Annotated in this window: 16 protein-coding genes; 15 read left to right on the top strand and 1 reads right to left on the bottom strand. The window is 63.5% G+C overall.

What is annotated here, in order from left to right:
- Positions 1-182 precede the first annotated feature (182 nt).
- The 15 genes from pyrH (at position 183) to S7S_RS12100 (ending at position 18,888) form a co-directional block, all read left to right on the top strand.
- On the top strand, positions 183-935 hold the full coding sequence (pyrH, locus tag S7S_RS12170; RefSeq protein ID WP_008736756.1) for a UMP kinase: 753 nt from the start codon (positions 183-185) through the stop codon (positions 933-935).
- A 71-nt stretch (positions 936-1,006) separates the two neighbouring features.
- On the top strand, positions 1,007-1,564 hold the full coding sequence (gene frr / locus S7S_RS12165) for a ribosome recycling factor (protein ID WP_008736758.1): 558 nt from the start codon (positions 1,007-1,009) through the stop codon (positions 1,562-1,564).
- Positions 1,565-1,681: 117 nt separating this feature from the next.
- Positions 1,682-2,467, top strand: a complete 786-nt coding sequence (uppS, locus tag S7S_RS12160) for a polyprenyl diphosphate synthase (protein ID WP_008736760.1) — start codon at positions 1,682-1,684, stop codon at positions 2,465-2,467.
- Positions 2,461-3,282: a phosphatidate cytidylyltransferase gene (locus S7S_RS19635; protein ID WP_008736762.1), complete on the top strand. Its 822-nt coding sequence runs from the start codon at positions 2,461-2,463 to the stop codon at positions 3,280-3,282. Before uppS ends, S7S_RS19635 begins: the two co-directional genes overlap by 7 nt.
- 3 nt (positions 3,283-3,285) lie before the next feature.
- On the top strand, positions 3,286-4,479 hold the full coding sequence (gene ispC / locus S7S_RS19630) for a 1-deoxy-D-xylulose-5-phosphate reductoisomerase (protein WP_008736764.1): 1,194 nt from the start codon (positions 3,286-3,288) through the stop codon (positions 4,477-4,479).
- A gap of 46 nt (positions 4,480-4,525) precedes the next feature.
- Positions 4,526-5,845 (top strand): RIP metalloprotease RseP, encoded by a 1,320-nt coding sequence (gene rseP / locus S7S_RS12145; protein WP_008736766.1) that lies wholly within the window; start codon positions 4,526-4,528, stop codon positions 5,843-5,845.
- A 14-nt stretch (positions 5,846-5,859) separates the two neighbouring features.
- Positions 5,860-8,211 (top strand): outer membrane protein assembly factor BamA, encoded by a 2,352-nt coding sequence (gene bamA / locus S7S_RS12140; protein WP_008736768.1) that lies wholly within the window; start codon positions 5,860-5,862, stop codon positions 8,209-8,211.
- Between the two features lie 166 nt (positions 8,212-8,377).
- Positions 8,378-8,875, top strand: coding sequence for an OmpH/Skp family outer membrane protein (locus S7S_RS12135; protein WP_008736770.1), 498 nt, complete (start codon positions 8,378-8,380; stop codon positions 8,873-8,875).
- 6 nt (positions 8,876-8,881) lie between these two features.
- Positions 8,882-9,898, top strand: coding sequence for a UDP-3-O-(3-hydroxymyristoyl)glucosamine N-acyltransferase (gene lpxD, locus S7S_RS12130; protein WP_035204550.1), 1,017 nt, complete (start codon positions 8,882-8,884; stop codon positions 9,896-9,898).
- A gap of 111 nt (positions 9,899-10,009) precedes the next feature.
- Positions 10,010-10,444 (top strand): 3-hydroxyacyl-ACP dehydratase FabZ, encoded by a 435-nt coding sequence (gene fabZ / locus S7S_RS12125; RefSeq protein ID WP_035204552.1) that lies wholly within the window; start codon positions 10,010-10,012, stop codon positions 10,442-10,444.
- Between the two features lie 169 nt (positions 10,445-10,613).
- On the top strand, positions 10,614-11,381 hold the full coding sequence (gene lpxA, locus S7S_RS12120; RefSeq protein WP_008736775.1) for an acyl-ACP--UDP-N-acetylglucosamine O-acyltransferase: 768 nt from the start codon (positions 10,614-10,616) through the stop codon (positions 11,379-11,381).
- A gap of 5 nt (positions 11,382-11,386) precedes the next feature.
- Entirely contained in the window at positions 11,387-12,541 is a 1,155-nt protein-coding gene (gene lpxB, locus S7S_RS12115) for a lipid-A-disaccharide synthase (protein ID WP_008736778.1), read from the top strand.
- Positions 12,538-13,209, top strand: coding sequence for a ribonuclease HII (gene rnhB / locus S7S_RS12110; protein ID WP_420795637.1), 672 nt, complete (start codon positions 12,538-12,540; stop codon positions 13,207-13,209). The genes lpxB and rnhB overlap by 4 nt, the downstream gene beginning before the upstream one ends.
- 80 nt (positions 13,210-13,289) lie before the next feature.
- Positions 13,290-16,790, top strand: a complete 3,501-nt coding sequence (gene dnaE, locus S7S_RS12105) for a DNA polymerase III subunit alpha (RefSeq protein ID WP_008736781.1) — start codon at positions 13,290-13,292, stop codon at positions 16,788-16,790.
- Positions 16,791-17,112: 322 nt separating this feature from the next.
- Entirely contained in the window at positions 17,113-18,888 is a 1,776-nt protein-coding gene (locus tag S7S_RS12100; protein ID WP_035204471.1) for an alpha/beta hydrolase, read from the top strand.
- Between the two features lie 90 nt (positions 18,889-18,978).
- Here the strand turns inward: S7S_RS12100 and S7S_RS12095 are convergent, their stop codons facing one another.
- Positions 18,979-20,910: a ligand-gated channel protein gene (locus tag S7S_RS12095; RefSeq protein WP_035204473.1), complete on the bottom strand. Its 1,932-nt coding sequence runs from the start codon at positions 20,908-20,910 to the stop codon at positions 18,979-18,981.
- Positions 20,911-20,963: the final 53 nt, after the last annotated feature.

The following is a 20,963-nucleotide window of genomic DNA, read 5'->3' as shown; positions in this document are numbered from 1 at the left end:
CTTGTATGCCGGGCAGGCATGGCACTGTGTGCCGCAATGGCGCATTATTCACCGCGACGCAGTATGCGGTGACCAGGCTCGGGGCGACGCCGGTGAACAATCCCGGCATGACGTGGTCCGAGCGGCATCCCGATGACAGATGGTTCAGGCCCTGAATGATGAAGAGCGGTGGAGAATCTGACATGTCCAGTACAAGTAAAGACCGGTCGCCGCGTTACAAGCGCATCCTGCTGAAACTCAGTGGCGAGGCGCTGGCGGGCAACGAAGGCTTCGGTATCGATCCGGCGGTGCTGGACGCCATGTCGCTGGAGATCGGCCAGCTGGTCGGCATCGGTGTCCAGGTGGGTCTGGTGATTGGCGGCGGCAACCTGTTCCGTGGCGCAGCATTGCAGACCGCCGGCCTGGACCGGGTCGCCGGTGACCACATGGGCATGCTGGCCACGGTCATGAATGGCCTGGCGCTGCGTGATGCCCTGGAGCGTTCCAATATCCGCACCCGGCTGATGTCGGCGATCCCGATGAGTGGTGTGGTCGAGCATTACGATCATCGCAACGCGATCCGCTATCTGAAGAACGGTGAGGTGGTGATTTTCTGCGCCGGCACCGGCAACCCCTTCTTTACCACCGATTCCGCCGCCTGCCTGCGCGGGATCGAGATCAATGCCGACGTGGTGCTCAAGGCCACCAAGGTGGACGGCGTCTACGACAGCGACCCGGTGAAAAACCCGAACGCAATCAAGTATGATCGCCTGACCTATGACGATGTGCTGGCCAGCAAGCTGGGCGTGATGGACCTGACCGCCATCTGCCTGTGCCAGGATCACAACATGCCGCTGCGGGTGTTCAACATGAACAAGCAGGGCGCGCTGCTGAACCTGATGCTCGGTGGCAGCGAAGGCACGCTGGTGGAAGCCGGCCGTACCGAAAGCGCATGACGGGCCGCCTGCGGGCGGCAACAAAGCCCTGTGACGGGGTTTTCAACATCAGAACAAGCGAGGAATGCACGGTGATCGACGATATCAAGAAAGATGCCGAAAGCCGCATGAAGAAAAGCATCGAGGCGCTGGAAACGGCCCTCAAGCGCGTGCGTACCGGGCGTGCCCACCCGAGCCTGCTGGACACCATCAGCGTGTCGTACTACGGCTCGGACACGCCGCTGTCGCAACTGGCCAACATCTCCGTGGAAGAAGGCCGCACCCTGCTGGTGTCGCCGTTCGACAAACAGCTGGTGCCGGACATCGAGCGCGCCATCCTGAAATCCGACCTGGGTCTGAACCCGTCCACCGCCGGTACGGTGATCCGCCTGCCGCTGCCGCCGCTGACCGAGGAAACCCGGCGTGATCTGGTGAAAGTGGTACGTAGCGAAGGCGAGCAGGCCAAGGTGTCGATCCGTAACATCCGCCGCGATGCCAACGGCGACCTCAAGGATCTGCTCAAGGAGAAGGAAGTCTCCGAAGACGACGCCCGCCGGGGTGAGGAAGCGATCCAGCAGCTCACCGACCGTATGGTGGGTGAAGTGGACAAGTTGCTGAAAACCAAAGAAGAAGACTTGATGTCGATGTAACCTGCTGCGGGCGGACGCCGCCCGGGCCAGGCCATCGACAGACATCAGTACTTGCCGGGCTGCAGTCAGCCCGGTTTTGTTTAGGGCCTGCGATATGGCAGCGCCAGGATGAGCACCATGCAGGACAACCGATCAAAGGCCCCGGACGTTGATTCCGTGAAGGCGTCCGGCGTACCGCGCCACGTGGCGATCATCATGGACGGCAACAACCGCTGGGCGCGCCGCCGTGGCCTGCCCGGCCACGAAGGCCACCGCGCCGGCGAACGGGCTGTGCAATCGGTGATCAGTGGCTGCGCCCGCCGGGGTGTGGAAGTGCTGACCCTGTTTGCCTTCAGCTCGGAAAACTGGCGCCGGCCGGAAGACGAAGTCCGTCACCTGATGGGCCTGTTCATGGAGGCGCTGGGTGACCGGGTCCGCGAACTGCACGAACACCGCATCCGCCTGCGCTTCATTGGTGAGCGCAGCGCGTTCAGTGCGCCATTGCAACAGGGCATGGCCGCCGCCGAGCAACTCACCGCTGACAATAAAGGCATGGTACTGGCCATTGCGGTCAACTACGGTGGCCAGTGGGATGTCACCCAGGCCGCACGGCGCCTGGCGGAAGACGTGGCAGCAGGCCGCCTGGCGGCGGCCGGTATCGACGAACACGCTGTGCAGGGTTACCTGGCGCTGGGCGACCTGCCGCCACCGGACCTGCTGATCCGTACCGGCGGCGAATGCCGCCTGAGCAACTTCCTGCTCTGGCAGGCGGCCTACAGCGAGCTGTTCTTCAGCCCGTTGCTGTGGCCGGATTTCAATGAACAGGCGCTGGCCGAAGCCCTGCGGGACTACGCCGGCCGGCAACGCCGTTTCGGTCGCAGCGGGGAACAGGTGGCCGGCCCGGACGAGGACACAACATGCTGAAATTGCGGGTCATCACCGCACTGATACTGCTGCCGATCGTGCTCGGCGCAGTGTTCCTGCTCGAACGGACCGCGTTTGCCCTGGTGGCCGGCGCCTTCTTCCTCGCCGCCGGCTGGGAATGGTCCGCGTTGATCGGCCGCCTGACGCTGCCATTGCGGGTGCTGTGGGTCGTCTCGCTGGCGGCCCTGATGGCGCTGGCGGAAGGGACCCAGCCGTTGTGGCTGTACGCCTGGATGCCGCTGTGGTGGCTGCTGGCCCTGGTGCTGGTGGTGACGTTCCCGGCCACCGCCGCCGCCTGGGCGCGGGCGCCGGTGATGGTGCTGATGGGCTACCTGCTGCTGGTGCCGTCCTGGGCAGCCGTGGTGCATGTGCAGAGCGTCGGTGCGCTGGGCCTGGCCGGTCCCTGGGCGCTGCTCTATCTGCTGGTGTGGGTCTGGGCGGCGGACACCGGTGCCTATTTTGCTGGCCGCGCGTTGGGCCGCCACAAGCTGGCGCCGAAGGTCAGCCCCGGCAAGACGGTGGAAGGGCTGGTGGGCGGCCTGCTGCTGGCGCTGGCCGTGGCGGCCATTGTGCCGCACCTGTTCCCGGTTACCGGCACCCTCTACAAGGTACTGCTCGTGGCCGGCCTGACCGTGCTGGCTTCCGTGCTGGGTGACCTGTTCGAGAGCATGGTCAAGCGCCAGCGCGGCGTAAAGGACAGCGGCACCATGCTGCCGGGCCATGGCGGCATGCTGGACCGGATCGACAGTGTCACGGCGGCCCTGCCGGTGGCGCTGGCGGCCCTGACCTGGGCGGACCTGCCCGGAGGGCTGTAACCCGTGGCCGGCTCGCCGCAACAGCTCACCCTGCTGGGGGCCACCGGCAGCATCGGCACCCAGACACTGGCGGTACTGGCCCTGCATCCGGCCCGTTACCGGGTGTATGCGCTGACCGCTGGTTCACAGTGGCAGGCGCTGGCAGCGCAATGTGAAACCTGGCAGCCCCGTTACGCGGTGCTGGCGGACGAGCAGGCAGCGCTATCACTTCGGAACCATCTTCAGGCGCTTGGGTCACAGACCGAGGTGCTCGCCGGGGACGCGGCATTGGCCCAGGTGGCCGCTGCTGCTGAGGTGGACACTGTGGTGGCGGCGATTGTCGGTGCCGCCGGGGTCAGGCCGACACTGGCTGCCGTCCATGCCGGCAAGCGTGTGCTGCTGGCGAACAAGGAAGCACTGGTGGTGACCGGGCAATTGTTCATGGATGCCGTCACTGCCTCCGGCGCGCAACTGTTGCCGGTGGACTCGGAACACAACGCGATATTTCAGTGTCTGCCTCCCTGTGCACCGGGGCAGAACGCCCGGCTCGCCGGGGTGCGCAAGCTATTGCTGACCGCCTCGGGCGGCCCGTTCAGGACCTTCACGGCGGAACAGCTGGCCACCGTGACGCCGGAGCAGGCGGTGCGTCATCCGAACTGGAACATGGGGCCGAAAATCTCGGTGGATTCCGCCACCCTGATGAACAAGGGGCTGGAGCTGATCGAGGCCTGCTGGCTGTTCTCGGTGCCGCCGTCGCTGATCGACGTGGTGGTGCATCCGCAGAGCGTGCTGCACTCGATGGTGGAATACGACGACGGTTCGGTGCTGGCGCAACTGGGCACACCGGACATGAAAACACCGATTGCCTGTGCCCTGGCCTGGCCGGAGCGGATAGACTCAGGCGCCCGGCGACTGGATTTCACCCGCCTGGCGGGGCTGGATTTCGAGGCGCCGGACGAGACCCGCTTCCCCTGCCTGCAGCTGGCGCGGGAAGCGATGCAGGCCGGCGGTACCGCCACGGCGGTACTGAACGCGGCCAACGAAGTGGCGGTGGCGGCGTTTCTGGACCACCGCCTGGATTTTCCCGGTATTCCGGTGGTGGTGGCGGAGACACTGGCCCGCGTGGCGGCCCCCGCCTGTACCGATGTGGACGCGGTGATGGCGGTGGACGCTGCCGCACGCCAGGTGGCGACAGCGCAACTGACCGCCAGGACATGAGCAGCAGGGCAGGGACAGGCGTGACAATGACAAATCGGGTATCGGCATGCTGATGACACTGCTGGCGTTTGCGGTCACGATCCTGATCATCGTGGCGATTCATGAATACGGGCATTACCTGAGCATGCGCGCCTTCGGCGTGCGCGTGCTGACCTTCTCGATCGGTTTCGGCCCGCGCCTGTTCAGCTGGCGCAGCAAGGGCGGCACCGATTTTGTCCTCTCTGCTATTCCTCTTGGTGGCTACGTCAAGCCGCTGGATCGCCGTGACTGCGAGATACAGCCCGGCGAAGAACATGAAGAATTCTCCGCCAAGCCCGCCTGGCAACGGGTCATTACCTATGCCGCCGGCCCCGCCGCCAACCTGCTGCTGGCCATCCTGATCTACTGGGTCGTGCTGATGGGCGGCCAGAGCGGCGTGCCGCCGGTGGTGGGCGAGGTGGCCGAGGGCTCACCTGCTGCCAGTGCCGACCTGCGGCCCGGCGACGAACTGGTGCGGCTGGATCAGCGCACGGTGCAGACCTGGGAGCAGTTCGGCATGGCTATGCTCGGCCATGTGGGCGAGCGCGGCAGTGTGCCGCTGACGGTACGCGGCAGCGACGGTATCGAGCGCACCGTGGGCCTGCCGATGGCCGCCTGGTCTGCCGATCCGGAACAGCCACTGCTGCCGGTGCTGGGTGTGACGCCGCAGCCGATCCCGGCAATCGTGGGCAAGGTCAGCGACGACAGTGCCGCTGCAGTGGCCGGCCTGCGCGAAGGCGACCGGGTGCTGCGTGTGGACGGCCAGCCCATTGCCGGCTGGACGGAATGGGTCGAGGCGGTACAGGCCGCCCCCGCCCGGCCGCTGGCGCTGACGGTACAGCGTGACGGTAGCGAAGTGGCGCTGACGCTGACGCCGAAAGGGGTACAGACCGACAACGGCGAGATCGGCCAGGCCGGCGTCCGTGCCGGTGGCCTGCGCGAAATTCATTACGGCCCGCTGGAAGCGATTCCGGCGGCGGCCTCGCGCCTGTGGCAGCAGACCAGTATGATCTTCGCCGCAGTGGGCAAGATGCTCACCGGCGAGCTGTCCGTGAAGACGCTGGGCGGGCCGATCACCATTGCCCAGGCAGCCGGTGAAACCGCTGCCATTGGCCTGGCCACATTCCTGATGTTCCTGGCGTTCTTCAGTATCAGCCTGGGGGTGATCAACCTGCTGCCGATCCCGATGCTGGATGGCGGCTGGATCATGTTCGGGCTGATCGAGATGATTCGTGGCAAAGCGTTGCCCGAACGGTTTTTGATGGTGGCCCAGAGCGTCGGCATGATGCTGGTGTTCGGGCTGATGTGTGTCGCGGTGTTCAACGACCTGATGCGGCAGTTTGCATGATAATCGGGGGTGTTTTGCGAGCCTGGTCCTGCTGTTTCATTGTCAGCCTGCTGTTGTTTGCAGGTGGTGCCTCGGCCAATGAGCCATTCCGTGTCAGCGATATCCGGGTGGAGGGTCTGCAACGGTTGCCGGTGGAGCGCGTCTATGCGGCGCTGCCGATCCAGTCCGGTGATCTGGTCAGTACCCGCGACGTCGCGGAGGCGGTGCGCCGTCTGTACGGCTCCGGTGATTTCGAGGATGTGCAGATCGGCCGTGATGGCGACCAGCTCGTCGTCGTGGTGTCTGAGCGGCCATCGATTTCGAGCCTGGAGATCAAGGGCAATAAATCCATCGACGAGGACAATTTGCGCAAAGGTCTGCGTGACGCCGGCCTGGCCGAAGGCGAAGTGTTCCGCCGCTCGACGCTGGAAGCGATCACCGGCGAGCTGCAGCGCCAGTACGTGGCGCAGGGGCGCTATGATGCGCAGGTGGACACCGAGGCCGTGCCGTTGCCGCGTAACCGGGTGGCGCTGCATATCAATATCTACGAAGGCAGCCCGGCCAGCATTCGCGACATCAATATCGTCGGCAATACCGTGTTCAGCGATGATGAACTGCGTGGCGCGTTCGAGCTGCGGCCACGTGGCTGGTGGCCGTTCGGCAGCAAGCACCGTTATTCCCGTGAGCGCCTCTCCGGTGACCTGGAGCGGTTGCGTTCCTATTACCTGGACCGCGGTTACATCAACTTTTCCATGGAATCCACCCAGGTGGCGGTCACCCCGGACCGCAGCCAGGTGTACATCACCATCAATGTGGACGAAGGCAAGCGTTACCGCGTCGGTGAAGTGAAGCTGGCCGGCGACCTGGTGGTGGACGAGGAAGACCTGCGACCGCTGCTGGTGATCCGCCCCGGTGAAGTGTTCTCGCAGCAGATGGCGACCCAGACCGGCGAACTGCTGACCCGCCGCCTCGGCAACGAAGGCTATACCTTTGCCCAGGTGAACGATTTCCCGGAAGTGAACGAGGATGACGAGACGGTGGATATCACCTTCTATGTCGATCCGGGCCGCAAGGTATATGTTCGCCGTGTCAATTTCAGTGGCAACATCAAGACCCAGGATGAAGTGCTGCGCCGCGAGCTGCGTCAGTTCGAGGGCGCACCCGCCAACACGGCGCTGATCGACCTGTCCCGCGAGCGTCTGCAACGGCTGGGGTATTTTGCCCTGGTGGAGGCGGACACCCCGCGCGTGGTGGGCGCCGAAGACCTGGTGGACGTGAACTACACCGTGGAAGAGCAGCCCTCCGGTTCCATCGGCGCCAACGTCGGTTATTCCGAGGCCAGCGGTTTCATTTTCGGTGCCAGCATCAGCCAGAACAACTTCATGGGCACCGGCAACCGGGTATCGTTCGCGCTGTCGCGCAGCGACATTCGTGACAGCTACAGCTTCTCGCACTTCAATCCGTACTACACGCTGGATGGCGTCAGCCGGGGTTTCAGCCTGTACTACTCGAAGATTGATTTCAGCGAGGTGGACGTGGCGTCCTACGCCGCCGACCGTATCGGGGCCTCGGTCAATTATGGCTATCCGATTTCCGAATACTCACGCCTGGATTTCGGTTTCGGCTACGACAACGTGGACATCACCGTGGGTGATTTCGTTGCCGTCGATATCTACCGTTTCCTGGAATCCGAAGGCAACAGGTTCAACCTGTACAAGGGCAATATCTCGCTGCGCACCAGCACCCTCAACCGGGGCATCATGCCGGACCGTGGCTGGTCGCAGACCGTCGGTCTGGAAGTGGCGGTGCCCGGCAGTGACTACACCTTCTACAAGCTGTCCTGGGACGGTGAACGCTACTTCCCGATCAGCCGCCGCTGGACGCTGCGTACCCGCGCGGATGTCGGTTATGGCGACGGCTACGGCGACAACCAGGCACTGCCGTTCTTCGAGAACTACTACTCTGGCGGTATCGGTTCTGTGCGGGGGTATGAATCGCGCAGCCTGGGTCCGCGTTCCGACGCGCTCACCTATGTCGATATCTGCAACCAGAACCCGGCCAACTGTACCCGCGATCCGGACCCGGACCCGCTCGGCGGCAACCTGCTGGTGGAAGGCAGCCTGGAGCTGATTTTCCCGACGCCGTTCGCGCCGGAAAGCCGCAACGTGCGTACCTTCTTTTTTGTCGATGGCGGCCAGGTATTCCAGACCGAAACCATCAACAACATGTATGAGTTCGATGCCGGTGAAATACGGTATGCTACCGGCATCGGCCTGACCTGGCTGACGGCCATCGGCCCGCTCAGCTTCAACTTTGCCCGGCCGTTGAACCGGCAATCCGGCGACGACACAGAGTTTTTCCAGTTCTCGCTGGGCCAGGTTTTCTAACAGGCTGTTGAAACAGCCTGTGCTGACGGCGTAGTCAGGCCGTCGGCAAAATCAAGCGCGACAAGCGATTGGTTTTTCGTGTCCGCCCTTGCGGACCTGTGCCGCCAAGGCGGCATGAAAAAGCCCCTGTGTGGCTTTTTCAACACCCCAATTTAGGAGCAGATGTATGAAAACAATGAAAACCGTGCTGTTCGCTGTCCTGATGGTCCCGATGCTCGCGCTGGCGGACAAGATCGCCGTGGTCGACCCGATGCAGGCGATCATCGAGACCGAGGAAGTGAAAAGCCGCAACGCCACGCTGGAATCCTCCCTGGAAGCGGATAGCCAGCGGCTGCGCAAACTGCGTGACGACATCACCAAGGTGGAAGAGCGCCTGCAGCGTGACGGCATGACCATGAGCAGCGAAGAGCGCAACCGCCTGACCGACGAGCGCGAAACCAAGGGCTTTGAATTCCAGTCCCTGCAGCAGTCCCTGCAGCGCCGTGTCAATTCCGACCGCCAGGCACTGATCGAGCAGATGGAACCGAAGGTCCTCAAGGCGATTGAAGAAATCTCCAACGAAATGGGCCTGGACATGGTGATCAGTGCACAGGCCGTGGTGTTTGTGAAACCGGACCTGGACATCACTGCCCAGGTAACCCAGCGCATCAACCGGATGAAATAAACGGTGGTGCTGACACTGGCACAGCTCGCCGAAGAGCTGGGTGCAGAACTGCGCGGTGACGGGGCCACTGAAATCAGTGGCCTCGGCACGTTGCGCGGCGCCACCGCACAGCAGCTTACCTTCCTGGCCAATCCGCGTTACCGCGCGTACCTGGAGCAGACCGCTGCCGCCGCCGTGCTGTGCACGGCGGATCAGGCGGAAGACTGCCCGGTGGCGGCGCTGGTGGTTGCTGACCCGTACCAGGCCTTCGCGCGCATCAGCCATCACTTCGACACGACACCGGCGCCGCTGCGCGAAGTACATCCGCGCGCCGTGATCGCTGCGGATGCGGTGATCGAGGACAATGTGTCGATTGGTCCGAATGCGGTGATCGGCGCCGGCGTACGGCTGAAGGCTGGCGCGGTGGTGATGGCCAATGCGGTGATCGGCGACGGGTCGGAAGTGGGCGAGCAGGCGCGCATTTACCCGAATGTTACAATTTACCATGGTGTCATCATCGGCCCACGCACTATCATACACGCCGGTTCGGTGATCGGTTCCGACGGTTTCGGTTTTGCATTCAATGAAGGCCGCTGGAACAAGGTAGCCCAGGTAGGCGGTGTGCGGATCGGTGCGGATGTGGATATCGGCGCCAACGTGACCATTGATCGTGGCGCTATCGAAGACACCGTCATCGGCAACGGCGTGATTCTCGATGATCAGGTACATCTGGCTCACAACGTGGTGGTGGGTGACCACACTGCGATGGCGGGCAAGGTGGGTGTGTCCGGCAGCACCCGTATCGGCAGTTACTGCATGATCGGGGGCGCTGTGGGCATTGCCGGCCATCTGGAGATTGGCGACCGGGTGGTGGTGCTGGGCATGACGCTGGTGTCCCGCTCTCTCACCGAACCGGGAACCTATGGCTCTGCACTGCCGGCTGACCGGCAGGACCGCTGGCGTCGCAACACGGCACGATTCAGGCATCTGGATGAACTGTACCGTCGCGTGCGCAAGCTGGAGCAGGATGCCGGCCGGGGTTAAGCCTGACCAGCCACCCCCGGCCCCCTCGCGAAGCGGCACCGGACGCCGCTTCTTCTCATTGGGCTTGTGAAAGGTTCCGGACGGCCCCCCGTTCCGGGCAGCGCGCTTATGATGAACATCAACGAAATCAAGGAATACCTTCCACAACGTTACCCGTTCCTGCTGGTGGACCGGGTGATCGAGCTGGTGCCGGGTGAACGGGTGCTGGCGCTGAAGAACGTCACCTGCAATGAGCCTTTTTTCAATGGCCATTTTCCGCATGAACCGGTGATGCCGGGCGTACTGATCATCGAAGCGATGACACAGGCTGCCGGGGTGCTGGGCTTCATTACCGCCGGCAAGCGTCCCGCCGACGGCTATAATTACCTGCTGTGTGGCACCGACAATGCACGGTTCAAGCGGCCGGTGGTGCCGGGTGACCAGTTGATGCTGTCCGCACGGTTGCTGGCAGTGCGTCGCAATATCCTCAAATTCGGTTGCGAAGCACATGTTGACGGCAAGCTGGTCGCAACGGCCGAAACCCTGGTGGCTGAGCAAAAACTCTGACACAGGGCCGGGCACGCGTCGGAAGGCTGACGTATACTCTGGGCACGCGTGCGACCGCCGCGTGCCTGGGCCGGGGCCCCGGGTGCCATCGAGTGAACAACCGTTGCCTGGTCGCCCGCTGGAGCGCTTCTCCACCTTCTGACAAGCAGACTGCGGATATCCGACAACAATGATACATACCACCGCCATTATTGATGCCCGTGCCGAGTTGGCCAGCGATGTGCAAGTAGGGCCTTACACCGTTATCGGTCCGGATGTGAAGATCGGTGCAGGCACCGTCATCGGACCGCACGTCGTCATCCAGGGGCCGACCACCATCGGCCGCGACAACCGCATTTTCCAGTTCGCTTCCGTGGGCGAAGCCTGTCAGGACAAGAAGTACAAGGGTGAACCGACCGCGCTCGAAATCGGTGACAACAATGTCATTCGCGAGCATGTGACCATTCACCGTGGCACCGTGCAGGACAACGGCCTGACCCGTATCGGCCACAACAACCTGCTGATGGTCGGCGTGCATGTCGCGCACGACTGCATGATCGGCAACGACAACATCTTCGCCAATACCACCGGTATCGCCGGCCACGTGCACATCGGCGATGGCGTGATCCTCGGCGGCATGACCGGCGTGCATCAGTTCTGCCGCATTGGTTCCTATGCCATGACCGCCGGTTGCAGCCTGGTGGTGAAGGATATTCCGGCCTATGTCATGGTCGGTGGCAATCCGGCGGCCTCGCGCTCAATGAACTTCGAAGGCATGCGCCGGCGTGGCTGGAGTGCCGAGGTGATCAGCCAGTTGCGTCAGGCCTACAAGACCGTGTTCCGCCAGGGTCTGACCCTGGAGCAGGCGCTGGAGAAGCTCGACCAGCTTGAGGCGGGCCCCGAGCTGCAGCTTTTCATCGACTCACTGCGCGCTTCCGAACGCGGCATCACCCGCTGAACACCATGCAGGCAGGGACGCAGCCCGTTTTCGCCCTGATCGCCGGGGAACTCTCCGGCGACATTCTCGGTGCCGGGCTGATCCGTGCCCTGCGCGAGCATTACCCCGATGCACGCTTTATCGGTGTCTGCGGCCCGCAGATGCAGGCCGAGGGCGGCGAATCCCTGTTTCCGATGGAGCGCCTGTCGGTGATGGGCATCACCGAAGTGCTGCCGCGCCTGCCAGAGCTGTTCCGCCTGCGCCGGCAGCTTGTCGACACCCTGATCGCCGAGCAACCGCTGGCGGTGATCGGCATCGATTCCCCCGACTTCACCCTGTCCGTGGCCAAGCGGGTGCACGCCCGTGGTCTGCGTACCGTGCATTACGTCAGCCCCTCGGTGTGGGCCTGGCGGCAGGGCCGTATCAAGGGTATCCGCGCCAGCATCGACCTGATGCTGACGCTGCTGCCGTTCGAGGCGCGCTTTTACCAGGAGCACGATGTGCCGGTGGCGTTCGTGGGCCACCCGCTGGCGGACATGATTCCGATGACGCCGGACGTAGCCGGCGCCCGCGATCTGCTTGGCCTGCCGCATGACGCGCGTGTGCTGGCGGTACTGCCGGGCAGCCGGGGCGGGGAAGTGCGGCAATTGCTGCCGGACTTCCTGGCCGCAGTGCGCCTGTTGCGTGCCGATCAACCGGCGCTGCATGTGGTGATACCGGCTGCGACACCGGACCGCCATGCCGAGATTACTGCCGGGCTGGCCGCCGCCGGCCTCACCGACATCCAGTTGGTGGATGGCCAGAGCCGTACCGTGATGGCGGCCGCCGACGTGGTGCTGATGGCCTCTGGCACCGCCACGCTGGAAGGGCTGTTATTGAAAAAACCGATGGTGATCGGTTACCGGCTGGGCGGCCTGACCTACGCCATCGCATCAAGGCTGGTCAAGCTCGACCATGTCGGCCTGCCGAACCTGCTCGCCAGCCAGCCGCGCATTCCGGAATTCATTCAGGACGCCATGAACCCGGAGGCGCTGGCCGGTGCGGTACAGCACTGGTTTGACCATCCGGACGACGTGGCGGCGCTGAAAGACGATTTCGAAGCCGTCCATGTGCAACTCCGGCGTGACGCCAGCACCCACGCGGCGGCGGCCGTCAAGGCGCTGGTGGAGGGCACCCTGTGACGCGTCCGTTCGCCGAGTACCCGACCATGCTGCCCTGGCAGCCGAGCCGGTTTGCCTGGCGCGCCGGCATGCTGCTGGCGGGGGTAGACGAGGTCGGACGGGGCCCGCTGGTCGGTGCGGTGGTCACGGCAGCCGTGATCCTGGACCCGGCGCAGCCCATCGCCGGGCTGGCCGACAGCAAAAAACTGACCGAACGCCGCCGCGAAGCGCTGGCAGAACAGATCCGTGAGCAGGCCCTGTGCTGGTCACTGGGCCGTGCCGAGCCGGACGAGATTGACCGGCTGAATATCTACCAGGCCACCATGCTCGCCATGCAGCGCGCCGTCGCCGGGCTGTCGCAGGCCGCACACGCCGTGCTGGTGGACGGCAACCGCAGCCCGGATTTCGGCCTGCCGAGCGAGCCGGTGGTGAAGGGAGATGGCCTGATCCCGGCCATCAGCGCGGCCTCGATCCTGGCCAAGGTGGCCCGCGACGCCGAAATGGTGGCGCTGCACGCGCGTTACCCGCAATACGGCTTCGACCGCCACAAGGGTTACCCGACGCCCGTGCATCTGGCAGCATTGGAGGCGCATGGGCCGTTGCCGGAGCATCGCCGTTCGTTTGCGCCGGTGGCGAGATTGGCGGATAGAGAGCCGGTCGGACGTCGGACGTCGGACGTCGGACGCTAAAACCAAAGTACCCTCTTTTTATTTTTTGCGTCAGACGTCCGACGTCAGACGTCCGACCTTCATCATCGAGGACCGTCGCCTTGAGCACACCTGCGTTCATTCATCTGCGCGTCCACACCGACTATTCCCTGGTGGATGGCGTGGCGCGGGTGAAACCGCTGGTCAAGCAGTGCGTGAGCCGGCAGATGCCGGCAGTGGCGGTGACCGACGATTCCAACCTGTTCTGCCTGATCAAGTTCTACAAGGCTGCACAGGGCGCTGGCATCAAGCCGATTGCCGGCGCCGATCTCTGGCTGGAAAGCACCGTGCTGGAAGAGCCGGCGCGGTTGTGTGCGCTGGTACAGAACGGCACCGGCTACCAGAACCTGACCCTGCTGATCTCCCGTGCCTGGCAACATAACCAGCAGCGCGGCCGTGCCGTGGTCAGGCGTGAGTGGCTGGATGAACTGCACGAAGGGCTGATCTTCCTGTCTGCCGCCCGCCAGGGTGAAGTCGGCCAGTTGCTGCTGGCCGGCAAACAGGAAGAAGCGACACAGGTGGCGTCCGGCTTTCGCGACCTGTGCGGCGACCGGTTTTATATCGAAGTGCAGCGCACCAGCCGCCCGGGTGACGAGCACTGCCTGCATGCCAGCGTAGCGCTGGCCAGCGCACTGGACCTGCCGGTGGTGGCAACCAACGATGTGCGTTTTCTCAGACAGGACGATTTCGAGGCGCACGAGGCACGCGTCTGTATTCACGACGGTGCCGCCATCGACGATCCGCGCCGCCCGCGCAAATACAGCGACCAGCAGTATCTGAAGAGCGCGGAGGAAATGGCCGAGCTGTTCAGTGACCTGCCCGAGGCGCTGGCCAATACCGTGGAGATTGCCCGGCGCTGCTCGCTGGATATTCGCCTCAACGAAAACTTCCTGCCGGATTTTCCGATCCCCGACGGCTACACCATTGAACAGTTCATCCAGGAAGAATCGCGCCGGGGGCTGGACAAGCGGCTGGCGCTGATTCTTGATCCGGCGGCAGAGGACTACGCGGCTCGCCGCAAGGAATACGAGGACCGGCTGCAGTTTGAGCTCGACACCATCAACAGCATGGGCTTCCCCGGCTACTTCCTGATCGTGTCCGACTTTATCCGCTGGGCCAAGGAAAACGGCGTGCCGGTGGGGCCGGGCCGGGGTTCCGGTGCGGGCTCGCTGGTGGCCTATTCGCTGGAAATCACTGACCTCGATCCGATCGAATACGACCTGCTGTTCGAGCGCTTCCTGAACCCGGAGCGGGTCTCCATGCCCGACTTCGACGTCGACTTCTGCATGGACGGCCGCGACCGCGTGATTGCCTACGTGGCGGACAAATACGGCCGTGCCGCCGTGGGCCAGATCATCACCTTCGGCACCATGGCGGCGAAGGCGGTGGTGCGCGATGTGGCGCGGGTGCAGGGCAAGCCCTACGGGCTGGCCGATCGCCTGTCGAAAATGATCCCGCCGACGCCGGGCATGACGCTGGAAAAGGCGCTGGAACAGGAGGAAGTGCTGCGCGACTTCCTCAACAACAGCGAAAACAGCGACCAGGAATCGGCCGCCGAAATCTGGGAAATGGCGCTCAAGCTGGAGGGCCTGACCCGGAACGTGGGCAAGCATGCCGGCGGCGTGGTGATCGCGCCCGGCCAGTTGACCGACTTCGCGCCGCTGCACTGCGATGAACACGGCGAAAACCTGGTGACCCAGTTCGACAAAGACGACGTCGAGGCCGCCGGCCTGGTGAAGTTCGACTTTCTCGGCCTGAAGACGCTGACCATCATCGACTGGGCCGTCAAGGCAGTGAATGCCCGCCGCGCGCGCGAAGGCGAGGCGCCGCTGGACATCACCCAGATTCCGCTGGAAGACAGCCCGTCCTTTGAACTGCTCAAGCGCGGTGAAACCACCGCCGTGTTCCAGCTCGAATCCCAGGGTATGAAAGAGCTGATCAAAAAGCTCAAGCCGGACGTGTTCGAGGACATCATCGCGCTGGTGGCGCTGTACCGGCCAGGGCCGCTGGAATCCGGCATGGTGGACAACTTCATCAACCGGAAGCACGGCCGCGAACCGCTGGCATACCCTGATCCGCAATACCAGCACGAACTGCTGAAACCGATCCTGGAGCCCACCTACGGGGTCATCCTGTATCAGGAACAGGTCATGCAGATCGCCCAGGTACTGGCCGGTTACTCGCTCGGTGGCGCGGACATGCTGCGCCGGGCGATGGGCAAGAAAAAGCCGGAAGAGATGGCCAAGCAGCGCGAAGTGTTTGAAGAAGGCGCGCGCAACAAGGGCATCGACGGCGACCTGGCGATCAAGATTTTCGACCTGGTGGAGAAATTCGCCGGCTACGGCTTCAACAAGTCGCACTCCGCCGCCTACGCGCTGGTGGCCTACCAGACCGCCTGGCTGAAGGTGCATTACCCGGCCGAGTTCATGGCCGCGGTGATCTCTGCCGATATGCAGAACACCGACAAGGTCGTGACCTTTATCGACGAATGCAAAAGCATGGGCCTGAACGTGCTGCCGCCGGATGTGAACAGTTGCGGCTACCGTTTTACCGTCAACCAGGACGGCGATATCGTCTACGGCCTGGGTGCCATCAAGGGCCTGGGTGAAGGCCCGATCGATGCCATCGTGCAGGCCCGCGAACAGGGCGTGGTGTTCGACGACCTGTTCGACTTCTGCCGGCGCGTGGACATGAAGCGCATCAACCGCCGCTCCATGGAAGCGCTGGTGCGTGCCGGTGCACTGGACAAGCTCGGCCCGACCCAGCATCACCGCGACCGCGCCATCCTGATGGCGAGCCTGGCGGACGCCACCCAGGCCGCAGAACAGGACGCGCGCAATGCGGAGGCCGGCATGAGCGACCTGTTTGGTGGCGGGGCGGAAGTCAGCGCCACGCCGGTGGCCTGGAAACAGGCCCGTATCTGGAACGATGACCTGCGCCTGAACGGCGAACGCGACACACTGGGGCTGTTCCTCACCGGCCACCCCATCGACCAGTTCGAACGCGAAGTGGAACGCTTCGTCAGTGCGCGGCTCAATGCGCTGACGCCCACCGGCAAGGGCGAGGCGGCCACCATCGCCGGGCTGGTGGTGGCGATGCGGATCACCCGCAGCAAGCGCAGTGGCGAACGCATGGCGTTCCTGACGCTGGATGACAAGACCGGCCGGGTGGAAGTGTCGGTGTTTGGCCGCACCTTTGCCCAGTACGGTGACATGGTGCAGAAGGATGTGTTGCTGGTGGTGCGTGGTGGTGTGCGGCACGACGATTATACCGGCGGTTTCAGCATGTCGGCCGATGAAATCCTCGATATCGGCCGCGCGCGGGCGATGTTCGCGCGGCGCCTGATGGTGCAGGCGGAGGTGGTGTCACAACTGCCGAACGAGCTGCGTGCAGCGCTGGTGCCCTATGTGGGGGGCGGCTGCCCTGTGGCGCTGCGGCTGCGGCACCCGGAGGGCCGTGGCATGCTCTGGCTCGGTGACGAGTGGCGCGTCAATCCCGAGCAGGCGCTGCTGGATGACCTGCGTAACCGCTTCGGTGATCAGGCCGTTGCGGTGGAATACTGATCCTTTCCTGTTGCTCCTGCCTGCTTCCCTGAGCGGCAGTGGTGCGTCATGCACCACTGCCATGCCCGCTCCTGGCGCATGCGCGCAGGGCTGCCCCTGAATATTGCGCGCTGCACCCGATTGGGCCGGGGGATTGCGATGTGTCAGTATTATTGCCTTTCTATTTGCTTGAAAAAATACTCGTAAATACCGGATATTTTTCACAAAGTGATGAATCTCTCCCGCCATGCCGGTGTTCTGGCATGGCGATTGCTCTCTCCGCTGCCGTCCTGCATGGATATTTTCTATTTCACTCACTATGCAATCAGGGGAGAGGGTACACATGGAGCTTATCCAGTCTTTTTCACCCCGCGCTACGCTCGGCTCGTTTTGCCTGGCTGGCGTGTTGGCCCTCACAGGATGTGGCGGTGATTCATCATCGAACCGTGGCGGGGAAGCGCCAAAAACAACGCCGGATGCGGTCTACAGCGGTGTCGCCATGGACCCGGCGGAAATGGGTCCGTACACCGTGGCCGAACATGAATACGATTTCGGCCGCATGGAGGTGTACGACGACAAGCGCGATCACACCTACGAAACCACCCTGCACGGCTATATCCAGTATCCGGAAGACCTGGACGGCAGCGCGCCGGTGGTGCTGTTGCTGCATGGCCGCCATGGCACCTGTTACGACCGTGGCTACACGCCGGACACCTGCCCGACGCCGATCCCGAGCTACCGGGGTTATGAATACCTGTCCGAGAACCTGGCCAGTCATGGCTACGCGGTGATTTCCGTCGATGCCAACTACATCAATGCCAACGACAGCGGCCCGACCAATGGCGATTCCGGTGCATTGCAGCGGGCGCAGCTGGTGGTGCGTCATCTGGACGAGTTCCGCGAGATCAACCTTGCCGGCGGCTACGGCATGGACGATCTGGTCGGCAAGCTGGACATGAGCGCCATTGGCCTGATGGGTCACTCGCGCGGCGGCGAAGGGGTGAACAAGACCGTCACCTATAACCGTACCCGGCCGGAACCGCACAATATCGTCGCGGTGTTCTCGCTGGCGCCGACCGATTACAACACCCTGACGGTAGCCAACGTCGCCTTCACTGCGCTGGCTGGTTACTGCGATGGTGATGTGGAAGACCTGATGGGCAACTTTGCCTTCGATACCTCCCGTTACGCGGTCAGTAACGATCCGTATCCGAAGTTTCAGTTGATCCCGATGGGCGCCAACCACAACTTCTACAACACCTACTGGGCCGACGAAACGCTGGAATCGCGTCCGGACGACTGGAGCATCTGGGACCGCAACCAGGATGATCCGCATTGTGGCACGGCCGCTGCCGGCAATGGCCGCGATACGGCCGAAGTACAGAAAGCCCAGGGTCTGTTCTTCATGGCGTCGTTCTTCCGCTACTTTGTCGGCGGTGAAACCGAGTTTGCCGGGTACTGGAACGGCCAGGCCACTGTGCCGGGCAACATTTGTCCGGATGGTGTCGGCCCCTGCGACGATCGTTACCTGCTCAGCGTGCTGGCGCCGCCGGCTGACCGTCTGGTGGTGGACGATACGCTCGACCCGGCCAGCCTGTTCGTCAACAACCTGGGCGGCAACGTGACCTTCGACGGCTTCTCCAGCTTCGGTGTGTGCCAGACCAATGGCCGCCCCGGCGAAGGCTGTGCCGTGGCGGAACCGACCTTCAATACCGCCGAACAGCTCTACATGGTATGGGACACCACGGCGACCTACCGCACCGAACTGCTGGGCCTGAACGTGGTGCCGTATCAGGTGCTGTCGATGCGTATCGGTGTGTCACACGGTGACCTCGACAATGTCGACGGCCAGGACTTCACCATCGTCCTGGAAGACGTGGCGGGCAACCGGGTATCGGTACTGGCCAGCGACTACAGCGGTGCGTTGTTCTACCCGCCGGGCCGTGCCTTTGCCGAATCCGGTTCGCAGAAGACCGTGCTCAACGCCGTTGACGTTCCGCTGACTGCGTTTGAGGGGGTCGACTACACGCAACTGAATGCGATCGAGCTGGTGTTTGACCAGACTGCTGCAGGTTCCGTGCAGATGACCGACGTGCTGTTCCAGCGCGTGGAGTTGTGATCCGTTAGCAGGCTGTTGAAAAACACCTGTCAAACGAAAAAGCCGCCCGGTGCAGACCGGGCGGCTTTTGTTATTCCGGTACGGCTGGTGTCAGAACGTGACCCGCACGCCGAGCCAGTACCGCTTGCCATCTTCCACGTAACCGTACTCGTCCTGAAAGATTTCCTTGTCGGTCAGATTGTAGATGCCGGTGTTCAGCGTGGTCTGCGGGGTGAGCTGATAACGCAGGCCGATATCCACCAGCGTGTTCGACGGCGCGATGATGTCACTGCTGGACGGGCCGGTGGTCGGGTTGCTTTCCTTGCCGCGATAGCGCACGGAGGCCCAGGGTGCCACGCGGTCGTTCAGGCGCCAGTCGGCCTGCAGGCTGGCCAGGTGCTTCGGCGTTTGTGTCAGTGGTTCGCCTTTGTACTGGCCGGATTTCTGTTCTGAATCGGTGTAGGTGTAGCTCAGGGTCAGCGATAGCACGTTTGCAATTCGCGATGACACCGTGGCTTCGACGCCCTGTGTGACGGCCTCGTCCACATTGATGCGGTAGGTCGGGTCGCTGCCCCACTGGTTCGGCCCGTCGGTGCAGAGGGTGACCGGGCAGGTGACGCGGGTGATCTTGTCTTCAAAATCATTGTGGAACACGGTCAGGCTGGCGAGCAGGTCATCGGCGGTGAAGTAGACACCGATTTCCTTGTTCAGCGAGGTTTCCGGTTCCAGGTCCGGGTTGCCGTAGACATTGCCGCCGCGGCTGGTCTGGCCCCAGTCCGGTGTGATTTCGCGCAGGTTCGGCGAGCGGAAGCCGGTGGAGACGCCGCCCTTGACGGTCCAGCCGGGCAGCGCCTGCCAGACGCCATACAGGCGCGGGCTGACATGGCTGCCGTAGTTCTCATCGTCGTCCAGGCGCAGGCCGGTGGTCAGCGAGAACGTCGGCGACAGCATCCACTCGTCCTCGGCGAACATGGCCCACTTGCTGCTGTCGATGCGGGTGCGGTCAGAGATGCGGTTGGAGGTCTTGTCCGAGAGTTCTTCTTTCTCGAAGTCCGCGCCAAAGGTGAGCATGTGTGTGCCGGCCACCAGCGTCAGCGCCGAACGGGCGTTGGTGTTGGTGATCTCCATCTCGCGGGATTCGTTTTCTGCCGTTTCGCGCTGCACGTAGCTGTCGGTGGTGCCGAAACCCCAGCGGCCGGTGTGGGTCAGCGCCAGCGCGCGGCGGTCGAAATCATTGTCGGTGTCGCCGTCGCCGACGGCGGCGCTGTAGCCTTCGGTCATGCGGCGGCGCTGGCGTGTCTCGTTTACTTCCAGGCCCAGGTCGTGCTGTGCGGTCGGGGTGAAGGTCAGCTTCGCATTCAGGTTGCGTACGGATTTGTCTTCAAAGCCGTCAACAAAATAATCCTCTTCGCGCTGGCTGAACTGCCCGGACACCTGCAGGCCAAGCAGGTCTTCCTGCAGCGGCCCGCTGAGGCTGAAGTTGCCCTGCTGGCTGTCACCGGAACGGGAATCGTCCTGGATCACCGTATCCAGCTGCACGGCGCCGGCCCAGCTGTCGGTGACCTTGCGGGTGATGATGTTGATCACACCGCCGATGGCGTCCGAACCGTACAGGGTCGACATCGGCCCGCGCACGACTTCGATGCGTTCGATGTTCTGCAGCGGCGGCAGCCAGTCCTGCTCGAAACCGGCGCTGCCGTTGGGGCGGCTCTCGCGGGTGGACACCGGCTTGCCGTCCACCAGGATCAGGGTGTACTGCGACGGCATGCCGCGAATCACCACGTCGGCGCCGTTGTCACCCGCGCCACCGCCGGTGACGATCACGCCGGGGATGTCGCGCAGGGCGTCAGTGGCGTTGCTGTAGTAGCGCTGTTCGATCTGTTCGCGGGTCATCACGCTGATCGACGCCGGCGCGGATTCCACCTGCTGGGCGTGGCCGGAGGCGGTCACGGTGATACGGTCGAGCTGGGCGGTCTCGGCCAGGGCCGGCCCACTGGCGGCAGCCAGTATGGCGCTGGCCAGGGTGGTCATTCGCAGTCGCATGCCTGGAGTCCTCGTTTCATGTCGCACAGAAGTACTGTGGGCGGCCACGATGT

The organism is Isoalcanivorax pacificus W11-5, assembly GCF_000299335.2.
Classification (GTDB): domain Bacteria; phylum Pseudomonadota; class Gammaproteobacteria; order Pseudomonadales; family Alcanivoracaceae; genus Isoalcanivorax; species Isoalcanivorax pacificus.
Note: the sequence above shows the minus strand (reverse complement) of the source record. Positions and strands in the feature narration are given on the sequence as shown.